The organism is Pseudohaemophilus paraphrohaemolyticus (assembly GCF_003253115.1).
In the GTDB taxonomy this organism is placed as follows: domain Bacteria; phylum Pseudomonadota; class Gammaproteobacteria; order Enterobacterales; family Pasteurellaceae; genus Haemophilus_A; species Haemophilus_A paraphrohaemolyticus_A.
On record NZ_QEQF01000012.1, the window covers coordinates 1 to 21916 of the forward strand.

Genomic DNA, 21916 nt, shown 5'->3' on the forward strand with positions numbered 1-21916 from the left:
ATATTCTGGCGACCATAGTGCGGTAGTTCTACCTGACTCCATTCCGAACTCAGAAGTAAAATGCCGTAATGCCGATGGTAGTGTGGGGTTTCCCCATGTGAGAGTAGGGCATCGCCAGATTGAATTTAAAGCGAAAGTGAATAACCCCGTATCGTAAGGTCCGGGGTTTTTTGCTTTTGTAGCCAATAGAATTGTCTAAGATAAATAAAATATTCTTATGCAAGAATACACAAAATTTGGTACACTTCCCGGGTTTGTATTTCTAATTTAACAGGAGAATAAAAATGGCACGTCGTCCACTTGTTATGGGTAACTGGAAATTAAACGGCAGCAAAGCGTTCACAAAAGAGTTAGTTGCAGGTTTAAAAGCAGAATTATCAGATGTAAAAGGTTGTGATGTGGCAATCGCTCCACCAGTAATGTACTTGGCAGAAGCGGAAGCTGCATTAGAGGGGCAATCTGTGATTGCATTAGGCGCTCAAAACGTTGATGTAAATGTACAAGGTGCATTTACAGGTGATATTTCAACTGAAATGTTAAAAGATTTTGGGGCAACATACATCATCATCGGTCATTCTGAGCGTCGTACTTACCACAAAGAGAGCGATGAATTTATTGCGAAAAAATTTGGTGCATTAAAAGCAGCAGGTTTAGTGCCTGTATTATGTATCGGTGAAACTGAAGCGGAAAACGAAGCAGGTCAAACTGAAGTTGTATGTGCACGTCAAATTGATGCAGTAATTGATGCATTAGGCGTAGAAGCATTTAACGGTGCGGTAATCGCTTACGAGCCAATTTGGGCAATCGGCACAGGTAAATCAGCGACTCCAGCGCAAGCACAAGCGGTTCACGCTTTCATTCGTGGTCATATCGCAGCGAAGTCTCAAGCGGTGGCTGATCAAGTGATCATCCAATACGGCGGTTCTGTAAATGATGCGAATGCAGCAGAGTTATTCACTCAACCAGATATTGATGGCGCGTTAGTAGGCGGTGCTTCATTAAAAGCACCTGCATTTGCGGTTATTGTAAAAGCTGCTGAAAAAGCGAAAGCATAATAGACAATACGTTAGTAAAATTCTTTACTCTATATGTCACTTATCTAAGTAAGGTGGTTTTAAACCACCTTATTTTTTGCCTAAAATTGAGTATTTGAGAATTTTATTCCACTAACACTGTAAGTTCTTGTTTAGCATTCTGCATAGAAACTAGCTTGCGGAAATAACACAACGTTTAACCTAAATTTTCTAATGTTTGTTAAAAACTCTTTACATTTTTAAAATTTTTGTTATGTTCGAATTACATACAATTTTCTTTACTTATAGGAGCTTCGTATGTCAAGCACAACAAAAAAACCAACAAGAGGCTATATTATATTAGCCCTAGACTTTCTGCTGTTTTTAATCCTCATCAAGACGCTACCCTTCACCCCGATGGAAAATCGGGGCTTGGCGTTGTTAGTCTTTATTGGGGTATTATGGCTCACGGAGGCTTTCAACATCACCATTACATCGCTAATGGTACCCATTCTGGCAATTGGGCTGAACGTTCTGCCAACCAAAGCGGCGTTCGCACCTTTCTCTGAACCCATTATTTTTATGTTCTTCGGTGGCTTCGTTTTGGCTGCGGTAATGAACATCCAAAAACTCGATCTCTGGATTGCCAACCATATTATCCGTCTCGCACGCGGAAATCTTAAACTCACTGTGCTCTATCTTTTTGCTGCTACGGCAGGGCTTTCGCTGTTTATCAATAACACCGCCGTTGCCGCAATGATGTTACCTTTAACGCTCGGAATTTTGAAAAAAGTCGATCTTAAAACCAACCGAGCTTTGTACGTCTTTGTGCTACTCGGTATTGCATTTAGCGCCAGCATCGGTGGTATTGGTACGCTTACAGGCTCTGCACCGAATGCTATTCTTGCTTCACAACTTAAAATCACCTTCTCAGAATGGCTCTTCTACGGAGTGCCTGTCACTATTTTATTGATGATCGGAATGGTGTTTAGCCTACTGGTAATACTTCGCCCAAACTTCAATGTGCCGTTTGAAATTGCATTTGAAGAAATCCCAATGACAGACAAACGCAAAATTACCCTTGCGGTGTTCGTGATTGCCGCTTTTTTTCTCGTTTTCGGCAGCTGGCTAGAACCAATGATCCGCTCGACTTTAGAGCTTAGCCAACCCATCAAAAACTTCGATGCGGTAGTGGCAATGACCGCTGTCATCATTCTCTGCGTGACCCATACTGCCACTTGGTCAGAAATTCAAGACCGCACTGAATGGGGCGTGTTAATGCTCTTCGGTGGCGGATTGGTGCTCGGCATCGTGCTTAAAGAAACAGGAGCAAGCAAAATTCTCGCCGATACCATCGTGAGTTACATTGGTGTGCAACACTGGCTTGTGATGACACTCGTGCTCACCGCATTTATTGTGTTCCTCACCGAATTTACCTCTAACACCGCAACGGCAGCATTGATGATCCCGATTTTTATCTCCGTTGCGGAAGGGGTGGGCTTGCCACCTGTTTCACTTGCAGCAATCGTTGCGTGTAGTGCCTCTTGCGCTTTTATGCTACCAATCGCCACCCCACCAAACGCAATTGTGTTTTCCACAGGCTATATTAAACAAGGCGAAATGGTAAAAGTAGGCTTCCTGCTGAATATCATCAGCACCCTTGTGATTGGTGGATTAACCTATTTCTTCTGGATCAATTGGGGCAAATAAATCGTAAAAAACAAGCGGTAGTTTTTCTCTTAGAATTTGCAAATTCCAAGGAAAAAACACCGCTTGCTATTAGCTACCTATCTCGGCAATCTCTGACATTTCGGGCAGAAGTAAGTATTACGTTGCCCGATCACTTTAGATTCAATCTTCGTTCCACAATCATTGCACTCGTCGCTTTTACGTCCGTAAACTTGTAATACTTGGGCGAAATAACCAGGTTTTCCATCTGGTTGAATAAAATCTTTGAGCGTTGTTCCGCCTTGAATGATCGATTTAGTGAGCACTTCTTTAATGACCCTAACCAAGCGTTCGCATTGTTTCTTGGAGAGGTTTTGTGTCGCTAATTCAGGATGAATGCCTGCCATAAAGAGCGATTCGCAAGCGTAAATATTCCCCACTCCAACCACCACTTCGTTATTCATAATGAACTGTTTCACCGCCACGGTTTTCTTGCGACTTTTCTCGAATAAATAACCGCTTGTAAAGGCATCAGATAACGGTTCAGGCCCAAGTTTTTGCAAAAGTTCGTGCTCATCTGCCTTCTCTGCCCAAAGCCAACAACCAAACTTACGCGGGTCGTTGTAGCGTAAAATCACGCCCGATTCAGTGATTAAATCCACGTGGTCGTGCTTGCCCGCGTGCAGATTGTCACGCGCTTCTAAAATGCATAGTGAACCAGACATACCAAGATGCACGATAATATCGCCCTTGTTGGTATGCAAAATCAGATACTTGGCACGGCGAGAAAGTGAGAGAATTTTCGCCCCTTGCATTTGAGAAAGCTCTGTAGAAATTGTCCAGCGTAATTTAGGCGTGCGGGTGATAATCTGCTTGATGGTTTGCCCTTGTAAATAAGGCTCAACACCTCGTAGGCTAGTTTCTACCTCGGGAAGTTCTGGCATATTTATTCCTTATGCGTTAGATTTTTTCTTCAATCAATTTTACCATCATTCTAATATGGTCGCCCGTCGCATTGAGTGCTGGAATATAGCGGTAGCTTTCCCCGCCTGCATTGATGAAGTTTTCTTTATTCTCTTCGGCAATTTCTTCAAGCGTTTCCAAGCAATCGACTGAGAAGCCCGCACAAATTACTGCCACTTTTTTAACGCCTTGACTTGGAAAGCTTTCAAGCGTTTCATCAGTGTAAGGTTGCAACCACTCTTCATCGCCAAAACGAGATTGGAAAGTCAATTTCCATTGTTCAGATTTTAGGTTTAATTTTTGAGCAACCAATTTTGCGGTTTGTTGGCAGTGTTGCGGGTAGAAATCGCCTTCATCTGCGTAGCGTTTTGGAATGCCGTGGAAAGAGAAAAGCAGTAATTCATCTGGCTCAAGCGTAATGCTGTTTGCCAAGGCTTCGATATAAAGTGGGTCGTTGTGGTAGCTATGGATAAACTCAAACGGCACAATGCGACGATGTTGTTTTAAGCTCTCGGCAAAAGCGTCCAATACCGAGGCAGTCGTGGTACTACTATATTGTGGGTAAAGTGGTAAAACGATAATTTTTTCGACCGCTTGTTTGGTCAAGTTTTCGACCGCTTGTACCATGCTTGGATTACCGTAAGTCATGCCAAGCTCAACGACAACCTCTTTACCTTTGGCATTGAAATAATTTTGTACCGCTTTTTGCTGTTCGCGTGAAATAGCAAGCAGAGGTGAGCCTTCTGCTGTCCAGATCGATTGGTAAAGTTTTGCCACTTTAGGCGATCTTTTTGGTAATACGAAGCAATTTAAGATTGTTTGCCATTTTAGTTTGGGGAGATCTATCACTCGAGGATCGCTCAAGAATTGTTTTAAGTAACGTTTTACATCAGCAACGGTAGGGGCATCTGGTGTACCAAGGTTTGTGAGTAACACACCGATTTTTTTATTTTCCATATTTTTCTCTTCTTTTTCTCGTTATGAGCAAATAAAGTGTAGTTTGCTTGAATTTGTAGGGAATGACAAATAAAATTTGTGCAGATTTTAACATTTAACCGTGGTTTTCACCTTGCCTTTTTATTTGTTTACCGTTAAAATGACGACCTCTTTTTATAGTCTTGAATTGGCATTTTGCCAATAACTTTTTATTAGGTAGATAAATAATGAAACGTACATTCCAACCTTCAGTATTAAAACGTGCTCGTACACACGGTTTCCGTGCTCGTATGGCTACTAAAAATGGTCGTCAAGTTTTAGCACGTCGTCGTGCTAAAGGTCGCAAATCTTTATCTGCATAATTTGCAGTTAAAGCAGCTAATCACCCACAATTGTGAAAGTGAAGACGCTAACTTTTTCTCGGGAGCTACGTTTGTTAGCTCCCGTTCAATTTAAAGCTGTGTTTGAAAATCCTTTTCGAGCCAGTACCCCTCAAATGACGCTGCTTGCTCGTTTAAATACAGCAGAAAATCCCCGTCTAGGTTTAACCGTTGCCAAAAAACACCTAAAACGTGCTCACGATCGTAATCGTATAAAACGTATTGTGCGAGAATCTTTTCGCTTAAAACAGCACGAACTGCCAAATATGGATTTTGTGTTTGTGGCGAAAGGTGGCATTGGTAAATTGGATAACGCTACGCTTTTTGAAACGTTGGAAAAACTATGGGCAAGACACATTCGCCTATGCAAAACTGGCAAAAATCCGCAACCTTAAATGAAGGCTCAGACATAACCAACACAGGAAACGACAAAATCAGCCTAGCATCTAAGATATTGCTACTGCCGATTTATTTCTATCGCTATTTTATTAGTCCTTTAATTGGTCCCCGTTGCCGATTTTATCCAAGTTGTTCCACTTATGCTGTTGAAGCGATTAAAATTCACGGAGCAATCAAAGGGGGATATTTAGCCTTCAAACGTATTTTGCGTTGTAATCCATTAAATGAAGGTGGAGAAGATCCTGTGCCAGCAAAAGCGTGTTGTAAAAAATGTGAAAAAAATCATTAATTTTTCAAAATTTGGTGAACTTTCTTTTTCCCGACAAGTCTATTATTACGACCACTATTTATAGTCGTTATAAAGTTTTATTCATTATGTAGACCTCCCAAAATGGCTAGTAAACGAATTGCTAGCCATTTTTTTATCTCTATTTTCCAAAGATTTTGTGCCCTACCGCTGCCATCATCGCACCAAGTACGACTACAATTGCCCCCACATAACTTATCCAGTTCATCTCTAGGCTGGCAAAAGTTTCTGGGAAAATCACGTGCCCTAAAATCGAAAAAAGCATCGTGAAAATAGGGATCATCGTGGTGACTACACTCACTTTGGAGGTGTCCCACAAATTCAGAGCCTCGCCGTAAGAGCCATAGGCAATCAAGGTATTCAAACAGCAATAGATAAAGCAACCCCATACAAAAGGCGTGCTGATATTGCCAATTTGGACGGGGTTAGCAAACGGGCTGAAAGCAATGCCACAACAGAGATAAATCATCATTAAAATCTGCTGTGACTTAAATTGTTTGAGAAGCAGTTTTTGAGCAATGCCATAGCAGACCCAAATCAGACTCCCTGCCATACTTAATATTACGCCTAACGCATAAGTATTCAGTTGTAAAAGTTCGTTGAATTTGTCGTTAAAAAATGCGATTAAGCCGATAATAAGCAGTAAAAAGCCGACTTTTTGCGAAAGATTAAACGGTTCTTTAAACAAAACAACACCTAAGAAAATCATCAAGAAAGGCGAAAATTGCCATAAAACTTGAGTGGTTGTGGGCGAAATATAATGTAATCCTTCTGCGACCAAAAAGAAATTGCCTGATAAGCCAAGTGTGCCGAGCAACATTAAACCGAAATATTTAGCATTACAAACGGTCAACTTTGGCAATTTTTTTGCAAAACCAAGCACAAGAAACAGCCCAATGCCTGCCACCCAAAATCTTGCCCAAACGAGGGTTTGAGCATCAAGCGAAACCAATACTTGTTGTGCCGCAATCGGTAGTGTACCCCACATCATCGTGGCAAGTAGTGCCAAACAAAAACCTAAGTCTGCATTTTTCTTCATTTTTTTACTCTTCTTCTATGTAATAATTTATGTCCTACGGCAGAGAATAACGCCCCAAAAACTACTAAACAAGCCCCTAAAACGGTTAACAAGGAGAGATCTGGCGGTGTAAAACTTTCGGGTTTCCAGAAATACGCCATTTCTGAAAAAATCATCGTGGCAATGGGGATTAACGGCATCATAATGCTCACTTTTGAAACATCCCAGCGATTGAGTGCTTCAGCATAAGAGCCGTAGGCGATGATAGTATTCAAGCAGCAATAAACTAAACAGATTGCAGCAAATGAGCTTAAATTGACCGCTTGTGAGAAATCAGAGAGCGGCGTGAATACAAGGCTACAGCCCATATAAATCATAAACAGGATTTGTACTGAGTTGAAGCGTTCTAATAAGATTCGTTGTGAAAGCCCGTAGCCAACCCAGATAAAGCTGGCTAACGTCCCACATAAGATCCCGAAAGCGTAGCCATTCATTTGCGAAAAGTCTGCAAAACGATTATGGAAAAAGAGGATTAAGCCGATAATTACCACAATAAATCCTAATTTTTGATTTAATCGGATGGTTTCTTTGAACAGAAATGCACCGCACAAAATCATGGCAAAGGAAGAAAGCGGGCTGATAACTTGGCTTGTGGTGGCTGGAATATAGCGTAATGCCAGGTTAAATAAGAAAAAATTGCCTGAAAGCCCTGAGATTCCAAGTAACAATAAACCGAGATCTTTTCGGCTTAAAGCGGTCACCTTTGGCAATTTTTTTGAAAAGAAGAGCATAAAAAATACGCCAATCATCGCAACAATAAAACGAAACCAAACGATAGTTTGGGCGTTCATCTCTTTTAAGATAGGCTGTAGAGCTATTGGCAGCGTTCCCCACATCAATACTGCAAGAAGGGCGAAGAAGAGACCTGAGAGAGGTTGTTGTTTTTGCATAGGGTTGTTGTGATAGATTTGAGGTATAAAAAAACCTCACATTTGTGAGGTTTTTTGAAATTTTGCTTTAAATTATTCAGCAATGATACTTACGTATTGACGGTTTTTGTCGCCTTTTCTTTCGAATTTAACTTTACCATCTGCAGTTGCGAATAAAGTGTGGTCTTTACCCATACCTACGTTTGTACCTGCGTGGAATTTAGTACCACGTTGACGAACAATGATGCTACCTGCTAAAACAGACTCGCCACCGAAACGTTTAACACCAAGGCGTTTAGCTTCAGAATCACGACCGTTACGAGTTGAACCACCAGCTTTTTTAGTTGCCATCTACTTGATCTCCTCTGAAATTATGCTTGAATCCCAGTGATTTTCACTTCTGTGAACCACTGACGATGACCTTGTTGTTTACGGCTGTGTTTACGACGACGGAATTTAACGATTTTAACTTTCTCGCCACGACCGTGTGCTACTACTTCAGCCACTACTTTAGAACCAGCTACTACTGGCGTACCAATTTTAACATCTTCGCCATTAACGACCATTAACACTGAGTCGAATTCAACTTTCTCACCAGTTGCAATTTCAAGTTTTTCTAAACGAACCACTTGGCCTTCGCTCACTCGGTGTTGTTTGCCGCCACTTTGGAAAACTGCGTACATATTTACTCCGCTAATTTGTGCCTTTTTCGCTCTGCGATAGGCACTTTTAAATTCATATAAAATAGGGTTGCAATTCTACGCAAAAAGAAAACAAAGAGCAAGAACGAATTTCAGAAAATTTGAAAAAATCTCTTTCGCTACCTTAAGGATCCTTTTCGATTTCTAACAAAATTTTGCAGCTTATCGAAAGTGCGGTAAAATCAACTCAATTTTTGACTTTTAGATAAGAAAAGATGGCACAACAACTTACTCTCGACCAAATTCAAGCCTTAGCAGCCGACGATATGCAATTGGTAAATGCTGAAATTTTAGCTCAACTGAACTCGGAAGTGCCGCTAATTAATCAGCTCGGCTTTTACATCATTAGTGGTGGTGGCAAACGCATTCGCCCGTTAATTACCGTGCTTGCCGCACGTGCGTTAGGCTACCAAGGCAGCAAGCAAATTACGACTGCCGCATTTATTGAATTTGTGCATACTGCCACCCTTTTACACGATGATGTTGTGGATGAGTCTGATATGCGTCGCGGTCGTGAAACCGCCAATGCTGCCTTTGGCAATGCCGCAAGCGTACTGGTTGGCGACTATATCTACACTCGCTCCTTCCAAATGATGACTTCAGTCGATTCGCTTGAAGTACTCAAAGTAATGTCGGCAGCCACGAATTCTTTAGCAGAAGGCGAAGTTCAGCAACTGATGAATGTGAACGATCCGAATACGACCGAAGAGAGCTATATGCGTGTAATTTACAACAAAACCGCCCGCTTGTTTGAAGCGGCAAGCCAATGTGTCGCGATCGTCGCAAACGCTGGTGAGCAAGTAGAAACCGCACTCAAAAATTACGGCTGCTACTTAGGTACAGCATTCCAGTTAGTGGATGATATTCTTGACTACTCCGCCAATGCCCAAGCTCTTGGCAAAAACGTGGGAGATGATTATGTGGAAGGTAAACCAACTATGCCGCTTCTGCACGCAATGCGTCACGGCAATGAAGCACAAACGAAGTTGATCCGCCAAGCGATCGAAAATGGCGGTAATCGCGAAGATATCGATCAAGTACTGGCGATTATGGCTGAGCATAAATCGCTCGATTACACGATGGAAAAAGCCAAAGCCGAGGCCCAAAAAGCAGTGGATGCGTTAGCAGTTTTACCTGAAAGCGAATATAAACAAGCGTTGATTTCATTGGCTTGGTTATCTGTAGATCGGGACTATTAATAAAATAATAAGAAGAATAAAAAATGACAGAACAAATATTTCAACTTCAAGAACACAAAGAGGCATTACAACAAAAACGTAAACTTACCCGCAAAGGCAAAGATCCAAACGCGCCCTTTGTGCGCCCAAAATTGGAATTACCAAACGGACATAATAAACTTCTGCTTCACTCTTGCTGTGCACCTTGTTCGGGCGAAGTGATGGAAGCAATTCTTGCCTCTGGAGTAGAATTTACGATCTATTTTTATAACCCAAACATCCATCCGCTTAAAGAATATATGATCCGCAAAGAGGAAAATATCCGCTTTGCCGAAAAACACAATATTCCCTTTATTGATGTAGATGACGACTACGAAAACGACCGCAAAGAGTGGTTTAGAAAAGCCGAAGGGATGGAATGGGAGCCTGAACGTGGCATTCGCTGCACAATGTGCTTTGATATGCGTTTTGAAAAAGCGGCGCAATACGCTCACGAGAACGGTTTTCCAGTATTTACCAGCTGTTTAGGCATCTCACGCTGGAAAGATATGAACCAAATTAACGATTGCGGACATCGTGCTGCCTCGCATTATGATGATGTGGTTTATTGGGATTATAACTGGCGTAAAGGCGGTGGCTCACAACGTATGATTGAAATCAGCAAACGCGAACGTTTCTATCAACAAGAGTATTGCGGCTGCGTTTACTCTTTGCGCGATTCCAACAAATGGCGTTTAGAAACAGGCCGAAACCGCATTGAAATCGGCAAACTTTACTACTCACCTGATTAAATCTGCTCCGATGAGCCAAATTTCTCAAAACTGATACACTATTCTATTTTCAAGCGGTTGAATTTCGCAAAATTTTTGTCAAATCTCACCGCTTCCATTTTACAAGAGGAACAACAATGTCTAATTTTGCAATGGTATTCCCAGGTCAAGGCTCTCAAGCGGTTGGAATGCTTGCTGACCTTGCACCACAATATCCAATCGTGGAAGAAACTTTCAAACAAGCAAGCGACATACTTGGTTATGATTTATGGGATTTAGTTCAAAACGGCACAGCAGAAGATCTTGGTCAAACGCAACGTACACAACCTGCGTTATTAGCTTCTTCTGTAGCACTTTCCCGCATTTGGCAACAAAAATTCCCTGAAGCAAAACCGTCTGTGATGGCGGGTCATAGCTTGGGCGAATACTCTGCGTTAGTCTGTGCAGGCGTGTTAGATTTCCAAGATGCAATCAAATTAGTTGAGTTGCGCGGCAACGCAATGCAACAAGCCGTGCCAGCAGGCACTGGTGCAATGTTTGCGATTATCGGCTTAGATAATGAAGCAATTATCAAATCATGCGAACAAGCAGCCAGTGAAACAAGCGAAATTGTTTCAGCGGTGAACTTCAACTCACCAGGTCAAGTGGTGATTGCAGGTACTAAAACTGCAGCAACGCGTGCGGGTGAACTCTGTAAAGAAGCGGGCGCAAAACGTGCTTTACCATTAGCTGTGAGTGTGCCTTCGCACTGTGCGTTGATGAAACCTGCGGCAGAAGAACTTTCTAGAGCATTGCAAAACATCACACTAAATGCACCGCTTGTGCCCGTGATTAACAACGTGGATGTAGCAACCGAAACCGATGCAGATAAAATCCGTGATGCGTTAGTCCGCCAGCTTTACAGCCCTGTTCGTTGGACAGAAACCGTTGAAAAAATGGCAAAAGATGGCGTAACCACTTTATACGAAATCGGTCCCGGTAAAGTCTTAACCGGCTTAACCGGCCGTATCATCAAAGAGCTTTCAGCAAAAGCGGTGAATGATGTGGCGTCGTTTGAGGCAGTCGAAGCGTAATTCGTAGGGTGGGATTTATCCCACCATTAATATAATTAAGATCTCAATTGGTGGGATAAATCCCACCCTACAAAAGGAAAACACAATGCAAGGCAAAATCGCATTAGTCACAGGGGCAACTCGTGGTATTGGACGTGCAATCGCAGAAGAATTAAGTGCAAAAGGTGCATTCGTAATCGGCACAGCAACTTCAGAAAAAGGCGCGGAAGCTATTTCAGCTTACTTAGGTGAGAAAGGCAAAGGCTTAGTGTTAAACGTAACTGAGCCAGAATCTATTGATGCCGTACTTGCACAAATCAAAGCAGAAGTGGGCGACATCGACATTCTGGTAAACAACGCAGGCATCACCCGCGACGGTTTGTTAATGCGTATGAGAGATCAAGATTGGTTCGACATCATTCAAACTAATCTTACCTCTGTTTACCGCTTATCGAAAGCCGTGCTTCGCCCAATGATGAAAAAAGGCGGACGCATTATTACTATCGGCTCGGTAGTTGGCTCAATGGGTAACCCAGGTCAAACCAACTATTGTGCAGCGAAAGCAGGCTTAATTGGCTTCTCAAAATCGTTGGCGAAAGAAGTGGCTTCACGTGGTATTACCGTGAACGTGGTTGCTCCAGGTTTTATCGCCACCGATATGACAGACGAGCTGAATGAAGCACAAAAAGAAGCGATCTTAAGTCAAATCCCTGCGGGCGAATTAGGCACAGCACAAGATATCGCCAAAGCTGTCGCATTCTTAGCTTCTGATGATGCCCGCTACATCAACGGCGAAACCCTCCATGTGAATGGTGGTTTATATATGAACTAATCGCTAAAAGCGGTTTAATTTCTACCGAATTTTGCTATTATTGCCCTCAATAAATGCAAAATTCGGTTTTTTTGCTTTTATTCCCTTTTATTTTTTACTTTTTATTTGTGTGTGTAATTATGACTAAAAATACATTTGTTGTTGGCTTTATGCTCTTTGCCATCTTCTTCGGGGCTGGCAACCTGATCTTCCCGCCAAAACTTGGTTTTGAAAGTGGGGAGCATTTCCTTCCATCCGTGCTAGGCTTTATTACCACGGGAGTGGGCTTGCCTTTACTGGGGATTATTGTTAGTGCCTTTTATAAAGGTGGCTACAAAGCAGCATTAAATCGCATCCATCCTTGGTTCTCGCTGATTTTCTTAGCGGCAATTTATCTTTCCATCGGTCCATTCTTTGCAGGTCCGCGCACAGGGGCAACCGCTTATGAAATGGCGGTTGTGCCATTTTTAGGCGAAGATGTGGGTACTTTACCGCTGTTTATCTTCACGCTTCTTTATTTTGCAATCACAATGTGGTTAAGTCTAAACCCATCAAAAATGGTGGACCGCGTGGGGGCAATTTTAACGCCAGCGTTGATTTTAACTATTATCGCATTAGTCGTGCGCGCCTTTTTCTTATTCGATCAACCCCCTGTGGTGATAAAAGCACAAGAAGAATCTTGGGTGTTTAAGGGCGTGATTGAAGGCTATTTTACGATGGATGCACTGGCTTCATTAGCATTCTCGGTCATTGTGTTAAATGCGATCAAAACCAAAGGCGTTAGCCCATCGGCATTGATTAAACAGACTGTTTTTGCGGGTATCATTGCAGCCGTTGCATTAGGATTTATCTACTTCTCTATTGGCTGGGTTGGTAACCACGCACAACTGAGCCCAGAAACCTTGGCAACTTTAGCAGAACGCAAACAAGACCTCGGCACTTATATCCTCAATAACGCAGCCCAACAAGCCTTTGGTGAATACGGACGAATGGTGTTAGGGGTTATCGTTTCACTTGCGTGCTTAACCACCGCGGTGGGGTTATGTACTTCAGTTGGCGAATATTTCAGCGAAGTTTTCCCGAAAATCAGCTACCGCACTTACGTGATTCTGTTCTGTGTAATTAGCTTTGCGATTGCCAATCTCGGCTTAAAAGCGGTAATCGAAAAATCCGTACCGATGCTGTTAATCCTCTATCCAATTGCGATGACAGTGATTATTGTATTAGGCATTAACGCCCTACACCATATTCCTTTATTAGGACAACGTTTAGCATTGGGATTAGTAACCATCGTCTCAATTCTATCTGTTATCGGCACAGGCTTTACCGACAATCTACCGTTTAAATCTTACTCCATGGAATGGTTGCCATTTGCAGTGCTAGGTTTGATTGTGGGTTATATAGGACATTATTTGATTAAGAAAAAGCACTAATCATTTAAAAAGGGGATTGAATATTCAATCCCCTTTCTGTTATTAGCTACATAAACCAACCCGTTGTAGTGACGGATTTCTCATCCATCAATTTTACGAAGCCGTAAATCACACGGAAAAGATACCAAATTCCTACCGCAAAAAGTACCAAAATGCCAATGCCGATAAAGCTAAGGATAAATCCTATCACCGTACCCGCGACTGAGCCCCAGAAGGTTCGAATCAGAAAGGTAAGATGGTTATGGTAAAGTGAATTTGGCAACATATCTTGTCGTTTAATATAAGCTAAAATCACGCCTGCAATAGCGGGTAAGCCACCGAAAATCACACCTAATCCAAATAGCACATACACAACAATCATAATAGTACGTTGATTTGGATCGTGCGGGGGTTGCAATAATGGTTCGTTCATCATCATTCCTATTTGTAAAAAATCTGATTATTTGACCGCTTGGCTATTAGATGGTTTCCCAAATCGATTCCCAATCAAGAACGCAATCAAGCCCAAAACCAGTGATGGTACAATGGCGTGGAGGCTGAAAATGCTGATTTTAAAGCTGGTGATAATGACATAGCTGATTAAGCCCACGAGCATTGAGCTAATTGCGCCTGCCGCATTCGATTTATCCCAATAAAGCCCGAGCACGATTACCCATAAGAAGGTTGCCTCTAAACCGCCGAGTGAGAGCAAGTTCAGCCAAATGAGCATATCTGGTGGATTAAGGGCGGCAAATACAAGCAAGAAAGTAAAGGTAAGCGTGGTGAGCGTTGAGAACAGTTTAAGCTTGCTCTCGTTATGCACCGCACTTGGTTTTACCGCAAGGTATAAATCTTTAATCAATGTTGAGGAAGATTGAATAAGTAGCGAGTCGATGGAAGACATAATGGCGGCCATAGGTGCGGCTAAGAAAATCCCCGCAACTAGTGGTGGAAGCACTTGCACCATCAGCGTTGGAATTACTTGATCAGGAATTTTTAGATCGGGCACCACGGCACGTCCAATCACGCCTGTGAGGTGCATTCCCAGCACAAGAATCGAAACCACGAGTGTGCCGATGACCAAAGCACGATGAAGCGATTGACTATCTTTATACGCCATACTGCGCACTGCAAGCTGTGGTAAGCCAATCAATCCAAAGCAGACCAGCACCCAAAATGAAGTCATAAAAGTGAAGTCGAGCGGACGCTCATCAATGCCATACGGGGCAAGCAACTGCGGGTTGATGTTGTTTAAGGTTTCCATCGCATTTTCTAGTCCGTTTGCGGCATAAATTACACCACCTAGCAAGAATAGCGTGCCAATAAGCATTACCAAGCCTTGCACGGTATCGGTCATTACCACCGCGCGGAAACCTCCGATGAAGGTATAAATACCCACGGTAACCGCAAAAATAATCACCGCCAGTTTGTAGTCCATTCCCAGTGTGGTTTCAAGAAGACGCCCTGCTCCGATAAATTGTACCGTCATCATCGCAAAGAAAGAGAGCAATAATGCAAGGCTTGCAATCCAAACCACAAAACGGTTTTGGTAGCGAGCAAGTAATAAATCGTTGATGGTTACGGCTTTATGTTTACGCGCGAAAATTGCGAATTTTTTGCCGAGTACGCCCAAAGCAAGCAACACCGCAGGCACTTGAATCATCGCGAGTAACACCCAGCCTAGCCCGTATTTGTAAGCCGCGCCAGGTCCGCCGATAAAGGAACTTGCACCAAGATAGGTGGCTGCGGTAGTCATTGCTAATACAAAGCCAGACATTGAACGGCTGCCGACATAATATTCAGATAAGAAACTGCCGCCCTTACGTTGTCGGTAAGCATAATATGCCACGCCAAATACAAACAAAAGATAGGCAATCAGTGGGATAACCATTTCCATATTCATCTCTTATTCCTCCACGTTGCCGTCTAAGTCGATATTTTGATACACCTTTTTCACCACGATGTACACCAATAGGGTGAACAGAAGCGGTAGAAAAACGCAAGAGAGTTCGAACCAAATCGGTAAACCTAGAATGCCTAATTTCACAGGGAAAAAGTAAGCTAAAATAATCCAGCCAAACATATAAAGAATAGTTAAGCCTAATGCCCATTGGGCCTCTCTCGTCAGTTGTTTTGTTTGCATAAAAACTCCTTTTGTGCTTTTGTTGTAGTGATAAAAAATCCCACAAACGTGGGAATTGATTAGTATTGCCAATTCTCAGGATCAATGCCAAGCTCACGCATTTTTTCTTTTGCTTTTTCTGGAATTTCATCGCTGCGTTCTTTCATTAAATCCTCGTCTGTTGGCAAAGGCTGTCCTGTGAATGCATGTAAAAAGGCTTCACAAAGTAGTTCGCTATTAGTGGCGTGACGCAGATTTTTAATCTGACGACGCGTACGCTCATTGGTTAAAATTTCCAACACCTTAATTGGAATTGATACGGTGATCTTCTTTACCTGTTCACTTTTTTTGCCGTGTTCTGCATAAGGACTAATGTATTCGCCACGCCAATCTTTCATATATTTTCCCCGCTAAAAATGGCGTTATTGTAATCAAATCTGAACCATATCGCAATCTAGACGTCTAGATTTCTATTGTGATTTTAATGCAGAAAGCTGTTGGTCTTTTGAGTATCGAACAGTACAATAACCGCATTGAGTTTAATAAGGAAATACTATGAAATTAAAAGCAACTGTATTGGTAACCGCAAGCCTATTATTGACCGCTTGTTCCTCTTCTATCGACCCGAATACGGGCGAACGCAAAGATCCACTTGAAGGGTTTAACCGTGCAATGTGGAACGTAAATTACAACTATCTCGATCCTTATGTGGTTAAACCAGTGGCAAAAGGTTGGCGTGACTACGTGCCAAGCCCTGTTAAAACAGGTTTAGTGAATGTAGCGAATAACTTGGATGAACCAGCGAGTTTCGTGAATCGCTTACTTGAAGGTGAAGTGAAAAAAGCGATGATTCACTTTAACCGTTTCTGGATTAACTCGGTATTCGGTATTGGCGGTTTAATCGACTGGGCAAGCAAAACACCAGACTTAAAACTTGATAACGGCAACCGTGAATTTGGCGAAACGCTTGGGCACTACGGCGTGGGAACCGGGGCATATATTATGGTGCCAGGCTACGGGCCAACTACGCCAAGACAAGCAGTCGGAAAGGTGGCAGATTCTGCATATCCCGTGCTTTCGCTCTTAACCACCCCTTGGACTATTGCAAAATTTGGTGTACAGGGTATTAACACCCGTGCAAACTTGCTTGACCAAGATGCATTAATTAAACAATCGCTCGACCCTTATGTAACTTTCCGTGAAGCTTATTTCCAAAACTTGGAATTTAAAGTAAACAACGGCAAGGCGAGCGACGACAAGGAAACGTTGTCAGAAGATGAGTTGAAGGGAATTGATTAAACAAAAATGGGTAAGAATAAACTTAATTATTCTTACCCATTTATTATTTAATATTCCTAATTACATCGCTACAATCACACATTCTGCCACACTTCTTGCATTAGATTGGGCAGTTGCAGCTGCTGTACGGTTTCCGATAGGGCCGACAAATACGCGATTCCAATCTGCTCCGCTAACAATACGGGCATTGAAGCCTGCCATAGCAAGGCGTGCTTGCATATTTTCAGCTTGTGCTTTGTTTTTGAATGCACCGCATTGAAGCCCGAAACTACCTGCTTTAGGTTGTGAAGCGGTCGGTTTTTCTTCCACTTTTGCAGGCGTTGCTTTTACTTGTTCTGCTTTCGCTTTCTCGGCTTCCGCTTTTTTCGCTAATTCTTGCTGTTTTTTCAATTCTGCTTGTTTGCGTTTTTCTTCAGCTAGTTTTTGCTCACGAGCCTTTTGGGCTGCGATCTCAGCATCAGACGGTGCTACTGGTTGTTCTGCTATAATTTCTGGTTCAGCAGGTTGCTCTGCGGCGGCTGGCTGTTCTGTTGTAAGGCGTGCTGTTTCTTCTTGTTTACGCTTTTCTTCTAATTGTGCCAATTGTTCTTTAGAAAGTTGAGCCGATTTTGGTTGCCCTTTGTTTGGATCAGTAACGACTTCACGAGTTTCTAGATCACGAATATAACTGTAAACTTCTTCTGGGCGACTTGGTAATGTTGTATTTTGTGTTACAGGTTTTACTGCAACTTGGTTAGGAGCAGCTGTGGTAGGTGTTGGAGCGTTTTCCTTTAGTAACCATAATCCCAATCCTAGTGCTAAAAATAGCACAATTACGATAGATAATATGGTAGAAACGCTCATTCCTTTACTTTTTTTAGGGCGAGCCATTGAGCTTCGAGACATATTTGTATAAACCTTAGAATAAAATAATCATAGTAGTAAATTCTACTGAAAAATAGCTCGCTTGCCTATCAATTGGGCAAGTTCAATTTTAAAATTTTTGTAAATTTTTGTTAAATTTACTGATTTTAGTCTGATTTTGCTGATAAATGTGACAAATAAACATCAAATCGGTGATTTTTGGTCGTTTGGCTGAAATCAGGTTTTTGATCTGCAATAAACGGTGCATAATCAGGGCGTTTGACGACCACGCGTTTGCGAGCCACTTGTTTTGCAGGCTGGAAAAAATCATCCGAGTCTAAATCCGCTCCCACCAAATGCTGGAACACACGCATCTCTTTTTTGACCAAAGCTCTTTTTTGTTTGTGCGGAAACATCGGGTCAAAATAGACTACGTCGACAGGCTTCGCATTGGCATTTGCATATTCACTAATGGTATGAAATGGCAGTAAAACCATCCTTGATTGCATAAATTCGCCAATTTCAGGATCTTGATAAGCACGCGTTAGCCCATCTTCTAGCAAAGCTGAAACCACAGGATTACGCTCAATCAATTGCACTTTGCAGCCAATCGCCGCTAGCACAAATGCATCACGTCCAAGTCCTGCGGTTGCATCAATTACAGTGGGTAAGTAGTCGCCCTTAATCCCTACTGCTTTTGCTACCGCTTCACCGCGACCACCGCCAAACTTACGGCGATGTGTCATTGTGCCATCCACAAAATTCACCGCAATTGCCCTGAGCTTCGGTTCGTCTAATTTGCGTAATTCCAAACGCTCAGGCGTTTTTACAAGGGCTAAAATCGCATCTGGATCGTGGCGTAATTGCCATTTTTCGCACATCGCTTGAAAGGCTTCAAGGTTGTTGCTTTCATTGATTAGTTGAATGCTCATTACAAAATATAATCTTTAAAAAGAGAATCAAAATGGGCAATAAGAGCAGCTTTTCCTGCCACATCTTCCGTTTCCCATGCTTGTTTGAGACAGTTTGCATCAAATTGCTGTTGATAAAGCTCCGCAATCGGAAAATAGCTAATATGCCAAGGCTCAATGCCAATGAGCTTACTTTCGTTGTTTTCAGGCATAAAGGGGAAGTAAAAACCAAACGTTTCAGCATTTGCCAACAACCAGTTGGTTAAACGCTGGAAGTAACCGCCTGTTTGATATTCCCACGGTTCAAGCATCAATTTTTTGCCCTCGGGCAGCACATCAGGATCGAAGAAATCGATCTCTGTTCCCCAGTGATGGCGGCTCGCACCTGGTACAGCAGACCAGCGTAAAATAGCTTGGCATTTTTGCCAATCGCTCAAGCCTTCCAGCTCTATCGCATTGCCTTTATCATCGTGCACTTTACGCTCGCCATTAAATTTGGCGTTCCAAATCAGTTTCTGGCGTTCAAAATCACGAAACGTGCTGGCAGGTTGTAAATTAAAGCCTGCATTTTTGGCAGCTTGCTGTAATGCTAAAAAAGCTTTTACCGCTTCTGGTTGCAAGGTGTGTTTGTCCGATAGTGCATTCGGCAATGCAATTAAATGCTCACGGTTTTTGCCTGTGAGAATATCGGTAAGGTTTGCAAAGTTTGGCATTTTTTTGACCGCTTGTTTAGATAAAATGTAGAACTATATTGTTTTTCGAGTAGAGGCGAGTGCAATACGTCCCTACAATTATTTAATCAACAATTTTTCCGCAATCTGGTAATACACCTCACCACATTTGCCCAAGTCGTCCACGTTGACGCATTCGTTGACTTTGTGAATGGTGGCGTTGAGAGGGCCGAATTCCACGACTTCAGCCCCCATTAAAGCGATAAAACGCCCGTCTGAAGTGCCGCCGCTCGTGTCTAAGCGAGGTGTAATTTGGGTGACATTTGCGACCGCTTGTTGGGCAGCTTGCACCAATTTTCCGTTACCTGCTAAAAATGGTTTTCCCGACAAATTCCAGCTAATTCGATGTTTTAATCCATATTTTTGTAACATTTCTGCTACTTTAGTTTTAATGATTTCATCGGTCACTTCGGTGCAATAGCGTAAGTTAAATTGCACATAAAGCTCCCCGGGGATCACGTTATTGCTGCCCGTGCCTGCTTTGATGTTGGCGATTTGCAAACTGGTTGGCGGGAAGAATTCGTTGCCGTTGTCCCATTGGTAAGTGGTGAGTTCTGTCAAGAAACCGAGCGAAGTATGTACAGGGTTTTCGGCAAGATGTGGATAAGCAACGTGTCCTTGCACGCCTTCAATGTAAAGCTCAGCAGTGATTGAACCGCGGCGACCGTTTTTAATTATATCTCCCAGCACTTTACCGCTTGAAGGTTCGCCCACCACGGCATAATGGATTGGTTCATTACGTGCCATTAAGGTTTCAACCACTTTTACTGTGCCATCTTTGGCGGAGGCTTCTTCGTCGGAGGTGATGAGTAAAGCGATTTTGCCAGCGTGGTTTGGGTTATTTTTCACAAAATTTTCTGCGGCAACTACAAGGGCAGCGAGCGAACCTTTCATATCGGCAGCCCCGCGTCCATAAAGAATGTTACCCACAATGTGAGCTTCAAACGGTGGGTAAGTCCACGCATTTTCATCGCCAACAGGTACCACATCGGTATGCCCAGCGAAAACAAGGCAAGGTTCGCCCTCACCGTGGGTTGCCCATAAGTTGAGCGTGTCACCAAATGGTAGCCATTCAATATTGAATCCGACCGCTTGCAAGCGTTCTGCAATCACTTGTTGGCAGCCTTCATCTTTGGGGCTGGTGGAAGGGCGTCGGATTAAGTTTTGAGCGAGGGAGATGATTTGTTGTTTCACGTTTTATACTTCCATTTCCTAGGGCTACATGTCCTCGGTTAGTGATAAATAAGTTCTTACGGAGTTTTTCTTATTTATTAAATACGTCTTTATATTCTGCTTCATTAAACCCAATTAACGCTTTGCCATCTTGTAAGATAATCGGGCGTTTGATAAGCGTTGGTTGCTCGGTTAAAACTTGTAATGCAGTTGCACGATCTAAGCTATTTTTAACCGCTTGATCGAGGTTACGCCAAGTCGTCGAGCGTTTATTTACAAGCGTTTCCCAACCAAAGGTTTGTTCTGCTTGTTCAAGCCAAGCGGTATCTAAACCATCAACGCGATAATCGTGTAATTGATGTGGGATCTGGTTATCCGCTAGCCATTTCAACGCTTTTCTGACGGTGTCACAATTTTTAATGCCATATACTTTAATCATTTTTCTTCCTTATTCTACGCTATTCATTGCTTGCCAAATACTCAAGGCTTCAGCCGTTTCGGCAACATCGTGCACGCGGACGATTTTTGCCCCGTTTTGTACCGAAAGCAATGCTCCCGTTACACTGCCTATTACACGCTGATCCACAGGTTTGCCTGTGATCGCACCAATCATCGATTTTCTGGAAAGCCCTGCCAACACAGGAAAGCCCGAATCAGCAAAGGCTTTGAGATGTTTCAATAATTGATAATTATGCTCGACCGTTTTGCCAAAACCAAAGCCAACATCCAAAATAATATGCTCTTTAGGAATACCCGCAAGCGTACATTCTAAAATGCGGTGGTTTAAAAAATCTGCTACTTCTTCGACGACATCCTCATAATGCGGGGCTTGTTGCATCGTTTGCGGCGAGCCTTGCATATGCATAATGCAGACAGGTAAATCAAGTTCTGCGGCGGTCTCTAGTGCATTTGGTTCTGTTAATGCACGAATATCATTGAGAATATCCGCCCCTGCTTTTGCTGACTCGCGGAATACTTCTGCCTTTGAGCTATCCACTGAAATCAAACAATCAAAGCGACTTCTAACGGCTTCAACAAGCGGTACAACTCGCTCAATTTCTTGAGAAACGGTCACAGTTTCTGCATTCGGACGGGTCGATTCGCCACCAATGTCGATAATGTCTGCCCCATCATTGAGCATTTTTTCTACTTGAAACAGTGCTTTATCAAGCGAAAAAAACTTGCCTGAATCCGAGAACGAATCAGGCGTGAAATTCAAAATCCCCATAATATTGGGATGGGTTAAATCCAACAAGCGGTCAGATTTTTGTTGGTTTTTGAAATGGATTTGCATTTTGTT

At 42.7% G+C, this 21916-nt stretch carries 27 protein-coding genes and 1 rRNA gene; 12 read left to right on the forward strand and 16 right to left on the reverse strand.

Features of this window, described 5'->3' with window-relative positions:
* Positions 1–4: 4 nt before the first annotated feature.
* From rrf to DPV92_RS09315, 3 genes are all read left to right on the forward strand, one after another.
* Positions 5–120, forward strand: a 5S ribosomal RNA gene (gene rrf / locus DPV92_RS09305).
* Positions 121–284: 164 nt separating this feature from the next.
* Positions 285–1055 (forward strand): triose-phosphate isomerase, encoded by a 771-nt coding sequence (gene tpiA, locus DPV92_RS09310; RefSeq protein ID WP_111354630.1) that lies wholly within the window; start codon positions 285–287, stop codon positions 1053–1055.
* 276 nt (positions 1056–1331) lie between these two features.
* Positions 1332–2723: an SLC13 family permease gene (locus tag DPV92_RS09315; RefSeq protein WP_111354631.1), complete on the forward strand. Its 1392-nt coding sequence runs from the start codon at positions 1332–1334 to the stop codon at positions 2721–2723.
* Positions 2724–2800: 77 nt separating this feature from the next.
* Here DPV92_RS09315 and mutM read toward each other — a convergent pair whose 3' ends face one another.
* Both mutM and hemH read right to left on the reverse strand, forming a co-directional pair.
* On the reverse strand, positions 2801–3625 hold the full coding sequence (gene mutM, locus DPV92_RS09320) for a bifunctional DNA-formamidopyrimidine glycosylase/DNA-(apurinic or apyrimidinic site) lyase (protein WP_111354632.1): 825 nt from the start codon (positions 3623–3625) through the stop codon (positions 2801–2803).
* A 16-nt stretch (positions 3626–3641) separates the two neighbouring features.
* Entirely contained in the window at positions 3642–4601 is a 960-nt protein-coding gene (gene hemH / locus DPV92_RS09325) for a ferrochelatase (protein ID WP_111354633.1), read from the reverse strand.
* 206 nt (positions 4602–4807) lie between these two features.
* On the opposite strand from hemH, the gene rpmH reads away from it, so the two are divergent.
* The 3 genes from rpmH to yidD are packed head-to-tail and all read left to right on the forward strand — an operon-like array spanning position 4808 to position 5648.
* Positions 4808–4942: a 50S ribosomal protein L34 gene (rpmH, locus tag DPV92_RS09330; protein ID WP_005599701.1), complete on the forward strand. Its 135-nt coding sequence runs from the start codon at positions 4808–4810 to the stop codon at positions 4940–4942.
* Positions 4943–4980: 38 nt separating this feature from the next.
* Positions 4981–5355, forward strand: a complete 375-nt coding sequence (gene rnpA, locus DPV92_RS09335; RefSeq protein WP_111354660.1) for a ribonuclease P protein component — start codon at positions 4981–4983, stop codon at positions 5353–5355.
* Entirely contained in the window at positions 5304–5648 is a 345-nt protein-coding gene (yidD, locus tag DPV92_RS09340; protein WP_225791985.1) for a membrane protein insertion efficiency factor YidD, read from the forward strand. Before rnpA ends, yidD begins: the two co-directional genes overlap by 52 nt.
* A 139-nt stretch (positions 5649–5787) precedes the next feature.
* Here yidD and DPV92_RS09345 read toward each other — a convergent pair whose 3' ends face one another.
* The 4 genes from DPV92_RS09345 to rplU form a co-directional block, all read right to left on the reverse strand.
* On the reverse strand, positions 5788–6705 hold the full coding sequence (locus DPV92_RS09345) for a DMT family transporter (RefSeq protein ID WP_111354634.1): 918 nt from the start codon (positions 6703–6705) through the stop codon (positions 5788–5790).
* On the reverse strand, positions 6702–7634 hold the full coding sequence (locus DPV92_RS09350) for a DMT family transporter (protein WP_111354635.1): 933 nt from the start codon (positions 7632–7634) through the stop codon (positions 6702–6704). The genes DPV92_RS09345 and DPV92_RS09350 overlap by 4 nt, the downstream gene beginning before the upstream one ends.
* 72 nt (positions 7635–7706) lie before the next feature.
* Positions 7707–7964, reverse strand: coding sequence for a 50S ribosomal protein L27 (gene rpmA / locus DPV92_RS09355; protein WP_005705226.1), 258 nt, complete (start codon positions 7962–7964; stop codon positions 7707–7709).
* A 20-nt stretch (positions 7965–7984) separates the two neighbouring features.
* Positions 7985–8296, reverse strand: a complete 312-nt coding sequence (rplU, locus tag DPV92_RS09360) for a 50S ribosomal protein L21 (RefSeq protein ID WP_040218750.1) — start codon at positions 8294–8296, stop codon at positions 7985–7987.
* A 233-nt stretch (positions 8297–8529) separates the two neighbouring features.
* Here rplU and ispB point away from each other — a divergent pair, with 233 nt between their 5' ends.
* The 5 genes from ispB to brnQ all read left to right on the forward strand — a co-directional run bounded on the left by ispB (position 8530) and on the right by brnQ (position 13558).
* Complete coding sequence (ispB, locus tag DPV92_RS09365; protein WP_111354636.1) at positions 8530–9513, forward strand: octaprenyl diphosphate synthase; 984 nt, start codon at positions 8530–8532, stop codon at positions 9511–9513.
* 23 nt (positions 9514–9536) lie between these two features.
* On the forward strand, positions 9537–10283 hold the full coding sequence (locus DPV92_RS09370; RefSeq protein WP_111354637.1) for an epoxyqueuosine reductase QueH: 747 nt from the start codon (positions 9537–9539) through the stop codon (positions 10281–10283).
* Positions 10284–10399: 116 nt separating this feature from the next.
* Entirely contained in the window at positions 10400–11335 is a 936-nt protein-coding gene (gene fabD / locus DPV92_RS09375) for an ACP S-malonyltransferase (RefSeq protein ID WP_111354638.1), read from the forward strand.
* 85 nt (positions 11336–11420) lie between these two features.
* Positions 11421–12146: a 3-oxoacyl-ACP reductase FabG gene (gene fabG / locus DPV92_RS09380; RefSeq protein ID WP_111354639.1), complete on the forward strand. Its 726-nt coding sequence runs from the start codon at positions 11421–11423 to the stop codon at positions 12144–12146.
* A gap of 119 nt (positions 12147–12265) precedes the next feature.
* A complete protein-coding gene (gene brnQ, locus DPV92_RS09385) occupies positions 12266–13558 on the forward strand; it encodes a branched-chain amino acid transport system II carrier protein (protein WP_111354662.1) in 1293 nt (430 codons plus the stop codon).
* Positions 13559–13604: 46 nt separating this feature from the next.
* Here brnQ and DPV92_RS09390 read toward each other — a convergent pair whose 3' ends face one another.
* The 4 genes from DPV92_RS09390 to metJ are packed head-to-tail and all read right to left on the reverse strand — an operon-like array spanning position 13605 to position 16057.
* Complete coding sequence (locus DPV92_RS09390) at positions 13605–13970, reverse strand: DUF4870 family protein (RefSeq protein WP_005709112.1); 366 nt, start codon at positions 13968–13970, stop codon at positions 13605–13607.
* Between the two features lie 27 nt (positions 13971–13997).
* Positions 13998–15440 (reverse strand): sodium/pantothenate symporter, encoded by a 1443-nt coding sequence (gene panF, locus DPV92_RS09395; RefSeq protein ID WP_111354640.1) that lies wholly within the window; start codon positions 15438–15440, stop codon positions 13998–14000.
* Positions 15441–15443: 3 nt separating this feature from the next.
* On the reverse strand, positions 15444–15680 hold the full coding sequence (locus tag DPV92_RS09400) for a YhdT family protein (RefSeq protein ID WP_111354641.1): 237 nt from the start codon (positions 15678–15680) through the stop codon (positions 15444–15446).
* Between the two features lie 59 nt (positions 15681–15739).
* Positions 15740–16057 carry a met regulon transcriptional regulator MetJ gene (gene metJ, locus DPV92_RS09405; RefSeq protein WP_111354642.1) on the reverse strand — a complete coding sequence of 106 codons (318 nt, stop codon included), beginning with the start codon at positions 16055–16057 and terminating at the stop codon, positions 15740–15742.
* 157 nt (positions 16058–16214) lie between these two features.
* On the opposite strand from metJ, the gene DPV92_RS09410 reads away from it, so the two are divergent.
* Positions 16215–16958: an MlaA family lipoprotein gene (locus DPV92_RS09410; protein WP_111354643.1), complete on the forward strand. Its 744-nt coding sequence runs from the start codon at positions 16215–16217 to the stop codon at positions 16956–16958.
* Between the two features lie 60 nt (positions 16959–17018).
* Here DPV92_RS09410 and ftsN read toward each other — a convergent pair whose 3' ends face one another.
* From ftsN to folP, 6 genes are all read right to left on the reverse strand, one after another.
* On the reverse strand, positions 17019–17843 hold the full coding sequence (gene ftsN / locus DPV92_RS09415; RefSeq protein WP_111354644.1) for a cell division protein FtsN: 825 nt from the start codon (positions 17841–17843) through the stop codon (positions 17019–17021).
* 125 nt (positions 17844–17968) lie between these two features.
* Positions 17969–18733, reverse strand: coding sequence for a class I SAM-dependent methyltransferase (locus DPV92_RS09420; protein WP_111354645.1), 765 nt, complete (start codon positions 18731–18733; stop codon positions 17969–17971).
* Positions 18733–19425: a M15 family metallopeptidase gene (locus tag DPV92_RS09425; protein ID WP_111354646.1), complete on the reverse strand. Its 693-nt coding sequence runs from the start codon at positions 19423–19425 to the stop codon at positions 18733–18735. The genes DPV92_RS09420 and DPV92_RS09425 overlap by 1 nt, the downstream gene beginning before the upstream one ends.
* Positions 19426–19503: 78 nt before the next feature.
* Positions 19504–20637, reverse strand: a complete 1134-nt coding sequence (gene dapE, locus DPV92_RS09430) for a succinyl-diaminopimelate desuccinylase (RefSeq protein WP_111354647.1) — start codon at positions 20635–20637, stop codon at positions 19504–19506.
* Positions 20638–20707: 70 nt separating this feature from the next.
* Positions 20708–21055, reverse strand: coding sequence for an ArsC family reductase (locus DPV92_RS09435; RefSeq protein WP_111354648.1), 348 nt, complete (start codon positions 21053–21055; stop codon positions 20708–20710).
* 9 nt (positions 21056–21064) lie between these two features.
* The gene (folP, locus tag DPV92_RS09440) at positions 21065–21910 is read right to left on the reverse strand and encodes a dihydropteroate synthase (protein WP_111354649.1); all 846 of its coding nucleotides are present in this window, start codon (positions 21908–21910) and stop codon (positions 21065–21067) included.
* Positions 21911–21916: the final 6 nt, after the last annotated feature.

Coding starts and splice junctions, on each gene's coding strand:
- tpiA (WP_111354630.1), top strand. CDS start 285: ATGGCACGTCGTCCACTTGTTATGGGTAACTGGAAATTAAACGGCAGC.
- rpmH (WP_005599701.1), top strand. CDS start 4,808: ATGAAACGTACATTCCAACCTTCAGTATTAAAACGTGCTCGTACACAC.
- ftsN (WP_111354644.1), bottom strand. CDS start 17,843: ATGTCTCGAAGCTCAATGGCTCGCCCTAAAAAAAGTAAAGGAATGAGC.
- DPV92_RS09350 (WP_111354635.1), bottom strand. CDS start 7,634: ATGCAAAAACAACAACCTCTCTCAGGTCTCTTCTTCGCCCTTCTTGCA.
- DPV92_RS09400 (WP_111354641.1), bottom strand. CDS start 15,680: ATGCAAACAAAACAACTGACGAGAGAGGCCCAATGGGCATTAGGCTTA.
- DPV92_RS09370 (WP_111354637.1), top strand. CDS start 9,537: ATGACAGAACAAATATTTCAACTTCAAGAACACAAAGAGGCATTACAA.
- fabG (WP_111354639.1), top strand. CDS start 11,421: ATGCAAGGCAAAATCGCATTAGTCACAGGGGCAACTCGTGGTATTGGA.
- DPV92_RS09410 (WP_111354643.1), top strand. CDS start 16,215: ATGAAATTAAAAGCAACTGTATTGGTAACCGCAAGCCTATTATTGACC.
- DPV92_RS09345 (WP_111354634.1), bottom strand. CDS start 6,705: ATGAAGAAAAATGCAGACTTAGGTTTTTGTTTGGCACTACTTGCCACG.
- folP (WP_111354649.1), bottom strand. CDS start 21,910: ATGCAAATCCATTTCAAAAACCAACAAAAATCTGACCGCTTGTTGGAT.
- rpmA (WP_005705226.1), bottom strand. CDS start 7,964: ATGGCAACTAAAAAAGCTGGTGGTTCAACTCGTAACGGTCGTGATTCT.
- DPV92_RS09420 (WP_111354645.1), bottom strand. CDS start 18,733: ATGAGCATTCAACTAATCAATGAAAGCAACAACCTTGAAGCCTTTCAA.
- DPV92_RS09390 (WP_005709112.1), bottom strand. CDS start 13,970: ATGAACGAACCATTATTGCAACCCCCGCACGATCCAAATCAACGTACT.
- mutM (WP_111354632.1), bottom strand. CDS start 3,625: ATGCCAGAACTTCCCGAGGTAGAAACTAGCCTACGAGGTGTTGAGCCT.
- panF (WP_111354640.1), bottom strand. CDS start 15,440: ATGAATATGGAAATGGTTATCCCACTGATTGCCTATCTTTTGTTTGTA.
- hemH (WP_111354633.1), bottom strand. CDS start 4,601: ATGGAAAATAAAAAAATCGGTGTGTTACTCACAAACCTTGGTACACCA.
- DPV92_RS09435 (WP_111354648.1), bottom strand. CDS start 21,055: ATGATTAAAGTATATGGCATTAAAAATTGTGACACCGTCAGAAAAGCG.
- yidD (WP_225791985.1), top strand. CDS start 5,304: ATGGGCAAGACACATTCGCCTATGCAAAACTGGCAAAAATCCGCAACC.
- metJ (WP_111354642.1), bottom strand. CDS start 16,057: ATGAAAGATTGGCGTGGCGAATACATTAGTCCTTATGCAGAACACGGC.
- DPV92_RS09315 (WP_111354631.1), top strand. CDS start 1,332: ATGTCAAGCACAACAAAAAAACCAACAAGAGGCTATATTATATTAGCC.
- brnQ (WP_111354662.1), top strand. CDS start 12,266: ATGACTAAAAATACATTTGTTGTTGGCTTTATGCTCTTTGCCATCTTC.
- rplU (WP_040218750.1), bottom strand. CDS start 8,296: ATGTACGCAGTTTTCCAAAGTGGCGGCAAACAACACCGAGTGAGCGAA.
- fabD (WP_111354638.1), top strand. CDS start 10,400: ATGTCTAATTTTGCAATGGTATTCCCAGGTCAAGGCTCTCAAGCGGTT.
- DPV92_RS09425 (WP_111354646.1), bottom strand. CDS start 19,425: ATGCCAAACTTTGCAAACCTTACCGATATTCTCACAGGCAAAAACCGT.
- ispB (WP_111354636.1), top strand. CDS start 8,530: ATGGCACAACAACTTACTCTCGACCAAATTCAAGCCTTAGCAGCCGAC.